16 protein-coding genes are annotated in these 13980 nt (G+C 63.5%); 8 read left to right on the top strand and 8 right to left on the bottom strand.

Features of this window, described 5'->3' with window-relative positions:
• Nucleotides 1-203: 203 nt before the first annotated feature.
• Nucleotides 204-878, bottom strand: a complete 675-nt coding sequence (locus AC1D0A_RS03535; protein WP_243177430.1) for a ScbR family autoregulator-binding transcription factor — start codon at nucleotides 876-878, stop codon at nucleotides 204-206.
• 402 nt (nucleotides 879-1280) lie between these two features.
• On the opposite strand from AC1D0A_RS03535, the gene AC1D0A_RS03530 reads away from it, so the two are divergent.
• On the top strand, nucleotides 1281-2081 hold the full coding sequence (locus tag AC1D0A_RS03530; protein WP_476945204.1) for an MBL fold metallo-hydrolase: 801 nt from the start codon (nucleotides 1281-1283) through the stop codon (nucleotides 2079-2081).
• A 114-nt stretch (nucleotides 2082-2195) separates the two neighbouring features.
• On the opposite strand, the gene AC1D0A_RS03525 is transcribed toward AC1D0A_RS03530, so the two are convergent.
• The 3 genes from AC1D0A_RS03525 to AC1D0A_RS03515 form a co-directional block, all read right to left on the bottom strand.
• Nucleotides 2196-2918 carry an AAA family ATPase gene (locus AC1D0A_RS03525; protein WP_476945203.1) on the bottom strand — a complete coding sequence of 241 codons (723 nt, stop codon included), beginning with the start codon at nucleotides 2916-2918 and terminating at the stop codon, nucleotides 2196-2198.
• Between the two features lie 87 nt (nucleotides 2919-3005).
• Nucleotides 3006-3518, bottom strand: coding sequence for a GNAT family N-acetyltransferase (locus tag AC1D0A_RS03520; protein WP_476945202.1), 513 nt, complete (start codon nucleotides 3516-3518; stop codon nucleotides 3006-3008).
• A gap of 2 nt (nucleotides 3519-3520) precedes the next feature.
• On the bottom strand, nucleotides 3521-3976 hold the full coding sequence (locus AC1D0A_RS03515; protein ID WP_476945201.1) for an SRPBCC family protein: 456 nt from the start codon (nucleotides 3974-3976) through the stop codon (nucleotides 3521-3523).
• 550 nt (nucleotides 3977-4526) lie between these two features.
• On the opposite strand from AC1D0A_RS03515, the gene AC1D0A_RS03510 reads away from it, so the two are divergent.
• From AC1D0A_RS03510 to AC1D0A_RS03500, 3 genes are read left to right on the top strand one after another with little or no spacing between them, the layout of a single operon-like run.
• Nucleotides 4527-4808: a DUF3311 domain-containing protein gene (locus AC1D0A_RS03510; RefSeq protein WP_043435481.1), complete on the top strand. Its 282-nt coding sequence runs from the start codon at nucleotides 4527-4529 to the stop codon at nucleotides 4806-4808.
• A complete protein-coding gene (mctP, locus tag AC1D0A_RS03505) occupies nucleotides 4805-6499 on the top strand; it encodes a monocarboxylate uptake permease MctP (protein ID WP_243177434.1) in 1695 nt (564 codons plus the stop codon). Before AC1D0A_RS03510 ends, mctP begins: the two co-directional genes overlap by 4 nt.
• A gap of 59 nt (nucleotides 6500-6558) precedes the next feature.
• Nucleotides 6559-6879: a hypothetical protein gene (locus tag AC1D0A_RS03500; RefSeq protein WP_476945250.1), complete on the top strand. Its 321-nt coding sequence runs from the start codon at nucleotides 6559-6561 to the stop codon at nucleotides 6877-6879.
• A gap of 37 nt (nucleotides 6880-6916) precedes the next feature.
• Here the strand turns inward: AC1D0A_RS03500 and AC1D0A_RS03495 are convergent, their stop codons facing one another.
• Nucleotides 6917-7612, bottom strand: coding sequence for a class I SAM-dependent methyltransferase (locus AC1D0A_RS03495; RefSeq protein ID WP_243177435.1), 696 nt, complete (start codon nucleotides 7610-7612; stop codon nucleotides 6917-6919).
• A gap of 97 nt (nucleotides 7613-7709) precedes the next feature.
• Here AC1D0A_RS03495 and AC1D0A_RS03490 point away from each other — a divergent pair, with 97 nt between their 5' ends.
• On the top strand, nucleotides 7710-8300 hold the full coding sequence (locus AC1D0A_RS03490) for a helix-turn-helix domain-containing protein (protein ID WP_476944643.1): 591 nt from the start codon (nucleotides 7710-7712) through the stop codon (nucleotides 8298-8300).
• A gap of 23 nt (nucleotides 8301-8323) precedes the next feature.
• On the opposite strand, the gene AC1D0A_RS03485 is transcribed toward AC1D0A_RS03490, so the two are convergent.
• The 3 genes from AC1D0A_RS03485 to AC1D0A_RS03475 all read right to left on the bottom strand — a co-directional run bounded on the left by AC1D0A_RS03485 (nucleotide 8324) and on the right by AC1D0A_RS03475 (nucleotide 10437).
• Nucleotides 8324-8863 carry a dihydrofolate reductase family protein gene (locus AC1D0A_RS03485; protein ID WP_243177437.1) on the bottom strand — a complete coding sequence of 180 codons (540 nt, stop codon included), beginning with the start codon at nucleotides 8861-8863 and terminating at the stop codon, nucleotides 8324-8326.
• Nucleotides 8864-8895: 32 nt separating this feature from the next.
• Entirely contained in the window at nucleotides 8896-9402 is a 507-nt protein-coding gene (locus AC1D0A_RS03480; protein WP_156945092.1) for a hypothetical protein, read from the bottom strand.
• A 93-nt stretch (nucleotides 9403-9495) separates the two neighbouring features.
• Nucleotides 9496-10437, bottom strand: a complete 942-nt coding sequence (locus tag AC1D0A_RS03475) for an AraC family transcriptional regulator (protein ID WP_243177438.1) — start codon at nucleotides 10435-10437, stop codon at nucleotides 9496-9498.
• Between the two features lie 271 nt (nucleotides 10438-10708).
• Here AC1D0A_RS03475 and AC1D0A_RS03470 point away from each other — a divergent pair, with 271 nt between their 5' ends.
• Genes AC1D0A_RS03470 through AC1D0A_RS03460 form a run of 3 tightly spaced genes read left to right on the top strand, consistent with a single transcriptional unit; the run spans nucleotide 10709 to nucleotide 13961 of the window.
• The gene (locus AC1D0A_RS03470; RefSeq protein WP_243177439.1) at nucleotides 10709-12055 is read left to right on the top strand and encodes an ABC transporter substrate-binding protein; all 1347 of its coding nucleotides are present in this window, start codon (nucleotides 10709-10711) and stop codon (nucleotides 12053-12055) included.
• Nucleotides 12056-12078: 23 nt separating this feature from the next.
• Nucleotides 12079-13047, top strand: a complete 969-nt coding sequence (locus AC1D0A_RS03465) for a carbohydrate ABC transporter permease (RefSeq protein ID WP_476944554.1) — start codon at nucleotides 12079-12081, stop codon at nucleotides 13045-13047.
• Nucleotides 13044-13961, top strand: a complete 918-nt coding sequence (locus AC1D0A_RS03460; RefSeq protein WP_243177441.1) for a carbohydrate ABC transporter permease — start codon at nucleotides 13044-13046, stop codon at nucleotides 13959-13961. Before AC1D0A_RS03465 ends, AC1D0A_RS03460 begins: the two co-directional genes overlap by 4 nt.
• Nucleotides 13962-13980: the final 19 nt, after the last annotated feature.

Here is a 13980-nt window from a genome sequence, read left to right as displayed (position 1 = left end):
GGCGCCCCCCAAAAAATGCGCGCCGACACAGCCGCTCTTCGAGCGGAGTCCCCAATGGATCCGAGACAAGAATAGATGACCACTCACCCTAAAACAAGGCGGTCATCCGGTTTATGTGAGGCGGACTCGCAGAAAATCTCGACGATGGCAAGCAAGGCACCACCTGCCCGGGGGCTGCAGCCCTCGCTGGCCGTGCGAGGCTGTCACGGTGATGGTGGGGTAGGACTCCGCGGCGGGTTGGGGCTTCCAGCGGAAACCAGTCCGGAGAGAGCATGGGGGTCACCATTGAAATCGTCATGCATGATCCCCGGCAGCACAATTTCCCACATCTCTTCGATCCGTTGCATGACGTCCGCGCGGTCGGTGAGTACTCCGGAGACCATCTGAACCCCGGTGAACGAAGCAACAAGGTATCGGGCAAATGTCCCGGCGTCGACGGAGGGCCGGACCTGCAATTCTGCCTTGGCCCGTTCGGTAAGCTGCTGCATTACGGCGACCCAGTCCTCGTAAGGGCCGCGCACGGGCGGACCAAAAGCCGTCGCCTCAAACGTCAATCGGATGCCGGCCCTGACAACTGGCTCGTGCACCAGTTGAAGACCGAAAGCGCGGCACAGCAGGATCATTGCCGTCAGGCCTGGCCAGTCCCCGGCAAGGATGCTCTCGCTTTCGGCCACGACGATCCGATGCTGCTCCTCGATGACCGCCCTGGCGAGATCTTCCTTGGACTGAAAGTGGAAATAGAGGGCGCCCTTGGTCACCCTGGCCGCCTCAGAGACCTGGGTCAAGCTGGCACTGCCGTAGCCGTGCTCCTCAAAGACCGCAGCGGCGCCGACGACAATGGCACCGCGGGTGGCCTTCGCGCGATCCTGAATGACCATCTGTGAACCTCAACTTCAACTCTGGGACGTGGAAGCAGGATCGTCACCCACCCGCTGCGCGAGTTGATCGGGAGTTCCGCTGGCCTTCTCTGAAGCACCCTGTCGCGTCGCAATTCCGGGATCCAGCAGTCGCCCACTGAAAGGGAGACGAAAGACTGGTCCGATCCTAGCAAAACGGTCAACCGTCTTGTATCGGGATAAGTGCCTCTCCTGGAACCGTGATCCCACGCGTCATCCTTGACAGGTATTTGGTCCTCGCTATAGGAGTTGCAGAACGCAACACTGCTAGGAAGAGGAGATGATGGGCCGCATCGACCATTGGATGAATGTCTCCACCGACCCGCGGGTCGAGCAGGTTCCGGGGGACAACTACGCCACCCGCGATGTAAACGAGGCCAGCCCGTGTTGAGGCAGGTCGCGGAGGGTGTGCTGATCCACGAGAGCGAGTTCTGCCAGAGCAATGCCGTTGTTGTAAGGGGCCGGGCTGGTGTGTTGCTCATCGACCCCGGGGTGCACGGCTACGAAATGGAATGCCTCGCGAAGGATTTGTCTGATTCGGGCCAGACGGTTGTGGCAGGCTTCTCGACGCATCCTCATTGGGATCACCTGCTTTGGCCCGCCGGGCTCGGCGCGGTTCCCCGTTACGGCACCGCGCGCTGCGCGGCTACCGCCCGGGATCGGCTGTCGGGCGGAGTGGAGGCGGTCGCAAAGGCGGCCGGCATCCCCGAACAGGTACCGCTGGATCTCCTCGGCCTTATTACCGGCCTGCCCGTCGGGACGGCGGAGATTCCTTGGGATGGGCCCCAAGTCCGCATCCTCGAGCATCGAGCACATGCCCCGGGCCACGCCGCGCTGTTGATTGAGGAACGAGGGGTTCTCGTCGCCGGCGACATGCTTTCTGATCTCTTGATCCCGATGCTCGACTTGAACGACACCGCTGACCCGATCGAGGACTACCTCGCCGCGCTGCGGCTGCTCGAGGGCGTGGCGCGCGACGTCGATGTCCTCGTCCCCGGCCACGGGTCCGTCGGCGGAGCTGATCAGGTACGCGCACGGATCGACCAGGATCGGGCGTACGTGCACGCCTTGCGTGACGCCCATGATCCCAGCGACCCGCGGGTCGGCCCATCGGCCGCTCCAGGGTGGGACTGGGTGAGCGGCGTGCATGCATGGCAACTCCAGCGCCTCGCCCAAAAGCAGTAGGGAAAACTCGACGCATTAGCGTTGACCGAGATCGGCGGTTCGTTGTTCCCCTTTGGCGTTGTCAGGCATTGTCCGTTCGGGGACGCCGTTAGTTCAACCCCGACCAGGCCGGGCTTATAGGAGTCGCAGGTATCTTTCGGGGGAGTCCAGGAATGATCGCCAGTTGGAAACCAGATCGAGGTCCGGCCATTCCTGCTGACGAAGTCCCCACGGGCCGACTTCGAGAATCTGCGCGCCTGGAAGCGCTGCAAGAACGGGGGAGTGAGTGGACATGATGACTTGCGAGGAGCCGTCGGCGAGGAGATCTTTCAAGACCGCAAGGAGGCTGAGGCATCCCGCGAAGGACAGCGCTGATTCCGGTTCATCGAGCACCCACAATCCGCGTCCCCGGAAACGATCCACTGCCAGTTCCAGGAACGATTCGCCGTGTGACATGTCGTGGAACGAGATGTCCGGACCCACGGTGTTCGGGTTCTTCTCGAGATAGGTGAAGAAGCCGTGCATGGTTTCCGCGCGCAGGAAGTAGCCGCGTCTTGTGCCGCCGGCGTTGCGGACAAGCTGCAGGTGATCGGCAAGTATGGACTCCGTGGATCGGGTGCTGTGGCGGGCCCCTGTAGATCCGCCTTCTGGAGACAAGCCATAAGCCTGTGCAATGGCTTCCACGAGAGTGGATTTTCCCGACCCATTTTCGCCTACGAAGATTGTGGCCGGGGTCAGGTCGAGCCCTTGGTCCAGAACCTGTGCGACAGGGGGAAGGTTACCTGGCCACCGACGGCGGTCGAGGACGTGGGCCGGGTCTTCGGCCAACCGTCTGATCGGAAAACTATGCGGGGGCATGCCCCATTCTTACAGGCTGAGTTGTTCGCAGCGGCCAGGACGAAAGGTCCTGGGAAATACCAGTCATTTCGAACTGAAACTCCGGGACTACCGAAATAGAGCGAAGACACGCACGGGTTCCGGGGCGAAGTTTGACCCCTCCATAAAGCCCATGGCTTCGTAGAAGGCGCGTTGCCCTGGTTCATTGTCAGTGATGAGCACTGTTTGCCGGACATGCGCGTATCGTGCCGTGACCTGCTCCACCAGAGCCCGGCCTACGCCCGCGCCTTGGAAAGGCGGCCATACAAGGATGTCCTGCAGATAGCAGATGGTCGCATCGTCCGACACAACCCTCGCGAGGCCAACAAGCTCACCATTCGCGTTCCGGGCCGTCACGACAAACGAGGAACTTCGGATCGCTCTGGTGAGCAGTTCTGGAAACCGGGTATAGGCGGCCCACCCCACAGATTCGTACAACGAGAGAACTTCGGCATCGGAAAACTCGTTGGATGTGAAGATGCTGAACGCCGGCATCCGACCAGTGTTGCATGGCCTTGCCATTTGTTCATGGACACCCTGGGCTCCCGGAGCGGGACGGGTCAACTGGTCGGCGAAATCCATCGTTATCTGGGTTGCGGATCCGCGGTCAGGTGACGGTTGCGTGCCTCGATGAGCCTGCGGAGGTAGCGGGCCAGGACGAGCTTCTCGGCTACGCGCCCGACTGGACCGAATGGGGCTGCGAACTCGATCCGGTCAACCATTCTGGTTCCCTCCGCGTCCTCGCTGAACTCATGGACGTGCCTGAACCGCCGGAACGGACCCTTGATCTGCTCGTCGACGAAATACCCCGGCGCCTCCATCTGAGTGATCCGGCTCGTCATCCGGAATGGGATCCCGAAGTGCCAGGCCCGCCAGGTGACCTCTTCTCCTAAGGAGATGAGACCGGACCTGACGCCGGCGACGGCATCCTCCCGTGACCCCGCCATCGAGTCCTTGTGAACGTCGATGCTGCGGGCAAGATCAAACAATTCCGACCTGGGCGTGCTTGTCCGCGTTGTGCATTCGAAGTAGACGGCCATCGCCAAAGTATGTCAGCCCGCCGCGACTCCGCCTGGGGTTTGGCCCCCAATTCCCGGCAGCGGCCGCAGGACCACCCACGGTGGGGAACCGGGAAAGGCAGTTTGAAATTGATCGCCTGCTCGCCGCTGTCCGAGGTGCGGACGAGGATTGCCGTAGATCGTGTTGCCGAGGTGGCGCTGCGCTGACCAGAAGCTTCTCGTAGCCGCCCCAGGCGCAATTTACGAGCAGATCGAGGATGCCGTCTTCGGACCGGATCGTTTCAAAAACGTGCGCCGTCTCGTCGTCTTTGAGACGGTCGCAGCGCAGCCGCCGTATTTCCCCCGGAAGGTCCGACTGATCGACCGAGCGGCCTGAGCCGGAAACTCGGAACCCGGCGCACGCATCCCGATTCGCGCCGTTCGGCCTTCCGCCGAGGCGTGCTGGCCCTGTCGGAGACGAAGGCCGGTGTCTATTCTGTTCTGTAAAGACCGTTGCGACATGCGGTCTGCAGGTCCCGGCACCTCCCGGGAAGCCTTCCCGCTCCGGGGCCGTCTCGATGAGGAGGCATCGATGTCCAGTCCCGATGTGCCAACACGCGGGCCGGCCAGATCCGGTCCATATGTCATCACCGGAATCCTTTTGACCATCGCCATTGTGGTTCCGCTGTTTGTGCCCGCGTATTCGGTCGATGAGCCGCGCTGGGTGGGTATGCCGTTTTTCTACTGGTACCAGATGATGTGGATTCCGATCACCTCGGCCCTGGTCGGGGTCTCCTACTGGCTAGTGATCAAGGAGGATCGCCGCAGGCGCGAATCGGTGCGCGGCCTGACCAGTCCCGGGGAGGAGCGATGAGCGGGATGGCCCTTCCGCTGGCCGCTCCGGACCGGCCCGTTAACGTCGTGGCACTCACTATTGTGATTATTCTTTTCGTCCTGGTGGCCGTTTTGGGGTTTGTTGCCGCGCGGTGGCGCCGGGGCGAGGAAACGGGGCTGCACAGCCTCGATGAGTGGGGCCTCGGCGGCCGCGGGTTTGGGACCTGGGTGACCTGGTTCCTTCTCGGGGGTGACCTGTATACGGCCTATACCTTTGTGGCCGTTCCCGCTGCGATGTGGGCCACCGGGGCCGTGACCGGCTTCTTCGCGGTGCCGTACACAATCGTTCTGTACCCAATCGTATTCCTCCTGATGAGCCGGTTGTGGTCCGTCTCGCATCGACATGGGTTCGTCACGCCGGCCGACTTCATTGGCGGCCGCTATGGCAGCAGGTCCCTGACCATTGCCGTCGCCATCACCGGCATCGTCGCGACCATGCCGTACATCGCGCTGCAGTTGGTCGGCATCAAGGCTGTGCTCACTGTGCTGGGATTGGGCAGTTCGGAGAACGTTCTGCTGACGGACCTGCCACTGATCATCGCGTTCGTGGTCCTGGCCGCTTACACCTATACGTCGGGCCTGCGGGCTCCGGCCCTGATCGCCGTTGTGAAGGATCTTTTGATTTACCTGGCAGTGATCGTTGCGGTCATCTACCTGCCGATCAAGTTCGGCGGCTGGGACCCCATCTTCAACTCCGCCGAGGCGAAACTGGGTGCGACCAACCCGGCCACCGGCAAACCCACCGGCGTGTTCATCCCCGGCGCCGCCAGCTACTCCGCCTACTGGACATTGGCCCTGGGCTCTGCCTTGGCGCTGTTTATGTACCCGCACTCCATCACCGGCGTCTTGGCAACCAAGAGCAGGAACACGATCCGTAAGAATGCCGCTGTGCTCCCGCTGTACTCATTGATGCTGGGGCTTTTGGCACTGCTGGGCTACGCGGCCATATTTGCCGGTACCGTGCCGGTCGACCTGAACGGTGCCATCAACCCGCAACTGGTGGTGCCGCAGCTGTTTTTGGACCAGTTCCCTGCGTGGTTTGCCGGCATCGCACTGGCCGCTATCGCCATCGGTGCTCTTGTCCCGGCCGCGATCATGTCAATAGCAGCGGCAAACCTGTTCACCCGCAACATTTACGTCGATCTCATCAGGCCCGATGCCACACCCCGGCAGGAGGCACACGTCTCTAAGATCGCGTCGCTCGTGGTGAAATTCGGTGCCCTGGTATTCGTCATTGCCATGGACCAGTCGGCGGCAATTAACATGCAGCTGCTCGGCGGTATCTGGATCCTGCAGACCTTTCCGGCGATCGTTGCCGGGCTCTACACGCGCTGGTTCCACCGGTGGGCGCTTTTCGGCGGCTGGGCAGCCGGAATCACCTACGGCACCATCGCGGCGTACAACGTGGTCAACCCCGTCACGAAAGCCCACTTTGGCGGCTCAATCGCGGCCATTCCCGGCACGGACACGCAGGTCTACATCGCCGTCACAGCGTTTGCGATCAACCTGATCGTCGCCGCCGGTCTGTCTCTTCTCTTCCACGCAATGAAGCTCCCCGACGGGAAGGACATCACACGCAACTCCGACTACGGCGCCGACGAGAACGATCCGAAGGTCGCCCAGATCGAGCGCGAGCACCCGCTCGGCGAGTCCGGAGCATCCACATTCTGATTCGCTGGAACCCTAGGCGCTGAGAGGCACCCGGTGGCAGACTTTTTGCCATGGAGCCCATGGATTGTCTGGTCATCTACGTCCCCACCGACGCTGCGCCCGCGGTCCGGCAGGCCATTGGCGACGCCGGGGCGGGCAGGCTCGGCAATTACGCCCACTGCTCGTTCAGCCTCGACGGCACCGGGCGTTTTACCCCGTTACCCGGCGCGACCCCGTTCGTCGGCGTCGTCGGTTCCTCCGAGGAGGTGCCGGAAACCCGGATCGAGGCAATCTTCCCCCGATCCCGGCGTAACGCCGTCGTCAATGCCGCGTTGTCCGTCCATCCGTATGAGACGCCGGCGTTCATGACCTACCCGGTAGATGCCAGCCGGCCGGACTGAGCAACACCGGGGGTGCAGCGCGGCGGAAACTGTGAGGTCACCCGCGCCGGGTGGCACGCACGACGACGTCGTGCAGCGGCAACGCACGGTCACCGGGTCCGGGGAGTGTCCGCGTGATCTCCTCGGCACTCGTGATGCTCCATACGGCAGCGTCGAGACCCCCGGTGATGTCCGCGAGGGTGACAGTCGCTTCCGGGGGAGGGCGGTGCCCGTGCCCCGGGGAGGCGGGAGCGTGCAGGTGCCCGACGATCAACAGCGTGCCGCCGGGGGCTACCCAATCCGAGATGCGTTCGTAGAAGGCAAGCTGCGGCATCGCCGGGTGAGCGTAGTGGGTGGTCACAAGGTCGAACCGGCCTCCCGGCGCCCATGACGTCAGGTCCGCCTCGACCCAGGTCACCGTGCCGGACACAGACTGCCCTTCGGCACGCTCGGCCGCTTGGGCGAGGGCAGCGCCTGAAATGTCGGCGCCGGTGACCTGCCAGCCGTGCGCGGCGAGCCAGGTCGCCTCTGCCCCTGTCCCGCACCCGGCATCCAGCGCTGTTCCCGGTGCGAGTCCGCTGGTTTCGCGGATGAGATGCGGGTTCGGGGCAGCCCCTCCCGAATCTGCCTTGGCGGGACCGTGGGCCTGTTCCCAGTGCTGTTGCCAGTAGTCCTTGTCGAAGCTGTGCGTCATCGCGTCACCGTCGCGTCCGCCCGCTGCTTCCCCTGGCGATGTCTCTGCCGTCCCGGCCATGTGGAACCCCTTACGATCTGATGTGCCTTCAGATTCCATGCTCCCGGGCTGGCAGGTGGATGTGCAAGCGGTATTGCCGAATGGCAAAATAGCCCTCATGAACGACGATCTCGACCACACACTCAGCGCCGTCGGGCCGCGTCTCAAGCGCCTGCGACTCCGCCGGGACGTCACCCTCGCAGACCTCGCCGAGCAGACAGGCATCTCCGCCAGCACGCTCTCCAGACTCGAAGCAGGCCTCCGGCGGCCCACTCTCGAGCAGCTCCTCCCCCTGGCCCGCGTGCACGGGGTAACCCTCGACGAACTCGTCGATGCGCCGCCGACCGGCGACCCCCGGCTCAATCTGCGTCCCGTCGCAGGTCCGGACGGGTCGACGATCTTGCCTCTCACGCGCCGCCCGGGCGGCATTCAGGCCTACAAGTTCATCCTCCCCAAGGGCAGGGATGGGCAGGAGCCTCAGCTGCGCACCCACGAAGGCCACGACTGGGCCTATGTCCTCAATGGCACCTTGCGCCTGGTCCTCGGTGAACATGACCTGATCCTGAGGCCCGGCGAAGCCGTGGAGTTCGACACCCGAACCCCGCACTGGTTCGGCGCAACCAGCGCCGGTCCGGTCGAATTCCTCAGCCTTATCGGCAAACAAGGTCAGCGCACCCATGTCCGGGCGGCACCCAAGCGCGATAGCTAGGCGCATCCTCTGATGTGCTCTCCTTAGGACCCTGCCGGCGCCATTCGGAGGGCCAGCATCCCGCCTTCAAGGAGTTCAAGTTCGACGATCCGCAGTGTGTACCGGGTTCCGTCCTCCGGCAGCATTTTCCTGCCACGCCCGAGCACGATGGGGGACACCAGCAGGACGTACTCGTCCACGAGGTTCTCCTCCATGAGCGTCTTGGTCAGCGTCGGGCTTCCCCACACGAGCACGTTCTCCCGCTCGCGAAGCTCGCGGACCTGGCCGGGTATGTCGTCGGCGATAATCGTGCTGTTGTTCCAGCCGGCGTGGTCCAGTGTGGTCGACACGACATACTTCGGTATCGCGTTGAAAGTGTCGGCGGTGAAGTCGCCCGACCGCGACGGCCACGAGGCGGCGAAGCCGTCATAGGTGACCCGGCCGAGCAGCATCGAATCCGCCCCGGCCAGAACTTGTTCGTTGTAGGCCACGGTGGCGTCGCTGAAGAACGGGCCCGTCCAGAGCTGGGGCTCCTCGGCGATGTTGTCCAGAGTGGAAAAAGCAGTCACTGTCAGCTTGCCCATGAAGATCTCCTTCAGGTTGTGGCGCCTGGCTGTTATCCGCGGTTTCTGAGCCGGAGTGTTCGTGCCTCGTGGATGGCGGCCAGGGCAACTGCGCTGGCGGCGAGCCTGACGGCGTGGACCCTGTACCACCGCTTCAGCAGGGGGTTGCGGCGCGTCTCACTGAGCGGTTGTGGGCTGAAGAACAGGTCTGGGTTGATGGACCGGAGCAGATAGGCGGTGGCGGCCGCACCCGTCGTCGAGCTGGCCGCAGCAACTAGCAGCCATGGTCTGCTGTCGGCATGATTCCAGCCTGCCACGAGGGCAGCGATCGCCGCCGGCGCATTGATCGGTGCAATCGGTGCGTAATAACGGCCCGGGCTTCCCGCTCCAAAGGGCGAGCGGGGCAGTTCACGGCTTGCTTCAGCGGCCGCGACGCGGTGCGGGATTTTGACGAGGACCTCATAGAGATTGCCGAAAAACCAATGCGCGTGGCTGAACTCCGCCACGCCCAAGATCCGATCAGCGAGAAAATCCCGGCGGCCCGAGGAAGTCTGTCCCATGCCCACAATCTACCGCCGATGCCCATCGCCAGGCCATGGTGACCAGCTCGCGCGCTCCGGGGCGGGAGAATGCAGAACCCCGCGCTGCTGCCGTCAGTGCTGCACCCGCTGACGATAGTCCCGGGGGGTTTCGCCTGCGTCATTGCGGAAATGCCGGTTGAAGTTGGACAGGTTCGTGAAACCCACTTCGTAGCAGATGTCCGAGATCGATTTGTCGCTCCGCTCCAGCAGGCGGCGGGCGTGGGCCAGCCGAAGTTTGCGCACCAGATCACTGAAATTCTGGCCGGTCGCGCGCTTGAAATACTTCGAAAATGTCGGTTCCGACATACCCACCAGCGCCGCCGCCTCGGACATCCTGACGCTGCCGGCGTGGTTGCTGAAGACATACTCGAGGACGAGGTCCACCACCGCCGCGGCCTGCCCGTCCAGTTGCGGCCTGAACCATTCGTCGGCGAGGTAGCGCCGTTCGGTCTCTGGCGCACGCGAAAGAATCGCCAACACGTCAAAGAGATGCTGAACCCGCTGCAATCCGGTGGAGGTCCCCATCGCCTCCAGGGAAACGGCGGCGGCCCGGGCTGATCGTCCGAGGAACTCGATCCCACGCGAGGACTGTTCCAGCAAGGGTTTAACCTCGGCCATTTCCGGCAGAATCGAGGCGGCCCTCTCGACCCATTTTCCGTCGAACTGAATGAGGACGTCCCTGCCTTGAAGCACTTCTCCGGGTCTCAGGTCGCTGACCCAGTCGTGCGGCAGCCCCGAACCTACCAGGGCCAGGTGTCCGGCCTCGAAAGTGCCGATGTGGTCTCCCACGATGAACTTTCCGGTGCCTTTCCGGATCAGGTGCAGCTCGTATTCAGGATGGTAGTTCCAACGTGCGACCGGGCTGGGGTAGTCGTGCTCGTGCCAGCGCACGGAATGGTTGGGGTCTTCCGGAATCACCTCACGGTTGGCCCGCATCCCCAGGAGTCTTTCGGCAAGCCTGGCCGCTGCGCCGTCATTGATGGCCGAGCCGCCGCCTGGGTCCGCCGCGCTCATCGTGGTTCTCCCTGCGTTCGGATCATGACAAATGTGCGGCATCTGTGCCGGCTCTTCCCAGAATAGCGCCCGGATGGGGCCGCCCCCGGAAAATTAGTATCAGAATTCAGCAAGCATCGCGCTAGTTGTGCCCTATGCCACAAGCCTAATCTTGAGGAACACCAGCGAGGCACCCGGCATTGAGGCCCTCGACCCGCTCACCGCCCCGCACCCCGACACAGCAATCGGAGTAGGGCAGCATCGCACCCCCTGACGAACAAAGGAGTCCTTAATGCGCGCAAAAACACGCGTCGCCATGGCGGCAGGCGCCCTGTGCGTGGCACTCAGCGCCTCGGCCTGTGCAGGCGCCGGCGGCGGCAATTCCGCAGGCGACCCGAACAGCATCAATGTCCTGATGGTCAATAACCCCCAAATGGAGGACCTGCAGCGGCTCACCGCTGATAACTTCACGAAGGAAACCGGCATCCGGGTCAACTACACCGTCTTGCCGGAAAACGACGTCCGCGCCAAGATCAGCCAGGAGTTCTCAAGCCAGGCCGGCCAGTACGACATTGCGTCACTGTCCAACTACGAGATCCCGTTCTATTCCGCCAACGGCTGGCTGGCGCCGCTGGACAACGTGGCCAGGGACGCCGAGTTCAACCAGGCGGACATCCTGCCGGCCTACACGGCGTCGTTGACCGGCACGGACGGCAAACTCTACGGCGAACCTTTCTACGGGGAATCCTCCTTCCTGATGTACCGGAAGGACATCTTCGACGCCAAAGGGCTGACCATGCCGGAGAAGCCGACCTGGGACCAGGTCGCCGACCTCGCCGCCAAGGCTGACGGGGCGGCGCCAGGGATGAAGGGCATATGCCTGCGCGGCCAGCCCGGCTGGGGCCAGGTCTTCGCACCACTGACCACCGTGGTGAACACCTTCGGCGGGACCTGGTTCGACAAGGACTGGAATGCGAAGGTCAATGCCCCCGAATTCACCGCAGCCACGGAGTTCTACACCAATCTGGTGCGGGAGCACGGTGAAGCGGGCGCCGCCCAGGCAGGGTTCACCGAATGCCTGAACAACATGAGTCAAAGCAAGGTCGCCATGTGGTACGACGCCACCTCCGCGGCCGGAGCCCTGGAAGCCGAGGCCTCTCCCGTGAAGGGAAAGATCGGTTATGCCCAGGCGCCCGTGAAAGAGACCAAGTCCTCCGGCTGGCTGTGGACCTGGTCCTGGGCGATGCAGGCGGCCTCCAAGAAACAGGAAGCTGCCGCCAAATTTATCGCCTGGGCCAGCTCGAAGAAGTACGAGGAACTGGTCGCGTCCAAGCTCGGCTGGTCCAAGGTCCCATCCGGCAAGCGCATTTCCACGTACGAGAACACCGAGTTCCAGCAGGCCGCGCCGTTCTTCAAGGCCGAACGCTTCGCCATTGAGAACGCGGATCCGACCAACCCCGGTGTCCAGCCGCGGCCGGCGGTCGGCATCCAGTTCGTCGGTATTCCCGAGTTCGCGGCCCTGGGCACCCGGGTGTCCCAAGGTGTGAGCTCCGCCATCGCCGGCCAGGGCTCCGTTGCCGATGCGGTGGCCAAGGGCCAGGAAGCCGCACAAAAAGTCGGCGACAAGTACAAGAAGTAACAACCCAACCGCAGGAGAACATTATGACTACCGCAACGGCGCGCGTCTCCCGGCAAGGGAGCAGCACAGCCAAACCATCCAGGAACGCCAGGGCGCGGGAACGCGCAGTGGCTTGGGCACGGCGGGCACCGCTGCTGCCGGCCCTGATCTTCCTCATCATCGTCACCCAGCTTCCATTCGTGGTGACCCTGATCATTTCGTTCATGAACTGGAACAGCCTGAGCCCGGACAAGACCGGATTCGCCGGGTTCGAGAACTACATCCAGGTGGTCACCGACCCGTACATGCTCCAGGCAATCCTCACCACCATCGTCGAGACCGTCTCGGTGGTCCTGGTCAGCCTCGGCCTCGGCCTCGGCCTGGCCCTGCTCCTGGACAAAAAGTTCATTGGCCGGGGCCTGGCCCGGACTCTGCTGATCGCACCCTTCCTCATCGTTCCGGTCGCGGCTGCACTCATCTGGAAGCACGCCATCCTCAACCCGGTCTACGGTCTGATCAACGGCTCCCTCACCTGGATCTGGTCGCTCTTCGGCTCCGACGCCCCGCCGCAGCCGGACCTGCTGTCGTCGGCACCCCTGATGGCCATCATCGTCTCCCTGGTCTGGCAGTGGACCCCGTTCATGATGCTCATCCTGCTCGCCGGCCTGCAGTCCCGCCCCATGGACACCGTTGAAGCTGCCCAGATGGACGGTGCCACTCCCTGGGCAATTTTCCGCCACCTCACCCTCCCGCACCTGCGCCAGTATCTGGAACTCGGTGGACTGCTCGGGGCCATCTACATCGTGCAGAACTTCGACGCCACCTTCGTCATCACCTCCGGCGGCCTCGGCACGGCCAACCTGCCCTACGCCATCTACGAGACGTTCTATTACGCCAACGAATACGGCCTGGCCTCAGCGGCCGGCGTCGTGGTGGTCATCGGCACCATCTTCGTGGCGACCTTCGCACTCCGCACCGTATTCTCGCTCTTCAAGAAGGAGGCAGCACGATGAGCACCCTCACCCCCGCCGGGCCCAGGTCATCAGTCCCCACCCCGTCCACCTCGACCACGGGATCACGACGCCGGGGCAAGTCACGCATGGACCCCACCCGCAACAACACCGCCGCCGGCATTGCCGCCTGGCTGCTGGCCCTGCTGTTCGCGGTGCCGGTCCTGTGGATGATCCTTACCTCGTTCCATTCCGAAATTGACGCAGCCACCAACCCGCCGTCGATCGCCGCCGACCTTAACCTGGACGCCTACAAGGAGTTCTTCGGCGCAACTTCCGGCGTCAGCCCCTGGCCGTCGCTGATTAACTCCGCCACCGCCTCGATCTTCTCCACCATCCTCGTCCTGCTGCTGGCCATCCCCGCCGCGTACGCCCTGTCAATCCGGCCGGTTAAAAAGTGGACCGACGTTCTGTTCTTCTTTCTCTCCACGAAGATGATGCCCGTCGTCGCCGCAGTCCTGCCGCTCTACCTCTTCGCCAAAACCGCCGGCGCGCTGGATAACATCTGGTTCCTGGTCCTGATGTACACCTCGATGAACCTGCCCATCGCCGTGTGGATGATGCGGTCCTTCCTTGCCGAAGTGCCCGTCGAAATGCTTGAGGCCGCCCAGATCGACGGCGCCACCCTGCTGCTCACGCTCCGAAAGGTCATCGCCCCGGTGGCAATGCCCGGCATCGCCGCCACCGCGCTGATCTGCTTCATCTTCAGCTGGAACGAACTCCTCCTGGCGCGGGTCCTCACCGGCGTCGTGGCCGGCACCGCCCCGGTCTTCCTCACCGGCTTTGTCTCGGGCCAGGGCCTGTTCATTGCCAAGGTCTGCGCCGCCGCCGTCGTGATTTCCCTGCCGGTGCTGTTCGCAGGGTTCGCCGCCCAGGACAAACTCGTCCAGGGTCTCTCCCTTGGTGCAGTGAAATAGCGCCGTCAAATAGCCCGCC

Source organism: Arthrobacter sp. P1_D4 (assembly GCF_056406115.1).
This window is presented reverse-complemented; position numbering and strand designations above follow the sequence as displayed.

Coding starts and splice junctions, on each gene's coding strand:
- AC1D0A_RS03470 (WP_243177439.1), top strand. CDS start 10,709: ATGCGCGCAAAAACACGCGTCGCCATGGCGGCAGGCGCCCTGTGCGTG.
- AC1D0A_RS03480 (WP_156945092.1), bottom strand. CDS start 9,402: ATGGGACAGACTTCCTCGGGCCGCCGGGATTTTCTCGCTGATCGGATC.
- AC1D0A_RS03490 (WP_476944643.1), top strand. CDS start 7,710: ATGAACGACGATCTCGACCACACACTCAGCGCCGTCGGGCCGCGTCTC.
- AC1D0A_RS03500 (WP_476945250.1), top strand. CDS start 6,559: ATGGATTGTCTGGTCATCTACGTCCCCACCGACGCTGCGCCCGCGGTC.
- AC1D0A_RS03485 (WP_243177437.1), bottom strand. CDS start 8,863: ATGGGCAAGCTGACAGTGACTGCTTTTTCCACTCTGGACAACATCGCC.
- AC1D0A_RS03515 (WP_476945201.1), bottom strand. CDS start 3,976: ATGGCCGTCTACTTCGAATGCACAACGCGGACAAGCACGCCCAGGTCG.
- AC1D0A_RS03535 (WP_243177430.1), bottom strand. CDS start 878: ATGGTCATTCAGGATCGCGCGAAGGCCACCCGCGGTGCCATTGTCGTC.
- AC1D0A_RS03475 (WP_243177438.1), bottom strand. CDS start 10,437: ATGAGCGCGGCGGACCCAGGCGGCGGCTCGGCCATCAATGACGGCGCA.
- AC1D0A_RS03460 (WP_243177441.1), top strand. CDS start 13,044: ATGAGCACCCTCACCCCCGCCGGGCCCAGGTCATCAGTCCCCACCCCG.
- AC1D0A_RS03525 (WP_476945203.1), bottom strand. CDS start 2,918: ATGCCCCCGCATAGTTTTCCGATCAGACGGTTGGCCGAAGACCCGGCC.
- AC1D0A_RS03495 (WP_243177435.1), bottom strand. CDS start 7,612: ATGGCCGGGACGGCAGAGACATCGCCAGGGGAAGCAGCGGGCGGACGC.
- AC1D0A_RS03520 (WP_476945202.1), bottom strand. CDS start 3,518: ATGGATTTCGCCGACCAGTTGACCCGTCCCGCTCCGGGAGCCCAGGGT.
- mctP (WP_243177434.1), top strand. CDS start 4,805: ATGAGCGGGATGGCCCTTCCGCTGGCCGCTCCGGACCGGCCCGTTAAC.
- AC1D0A_RS03465 (WP_476944554.1), top strand. CDS start 12,079: ATGACTACCGCAACGGCGCGCGTCTCCCGGCAAGGGAGCAGCACAGCC.
- AC1D0A_RS03510 (WP_043435481.1), top strand. CDS start 4,527: ATGTCCAGTCCCGATGTGCCAACACGCGGGCCGGCCAGATCCGGTCCA.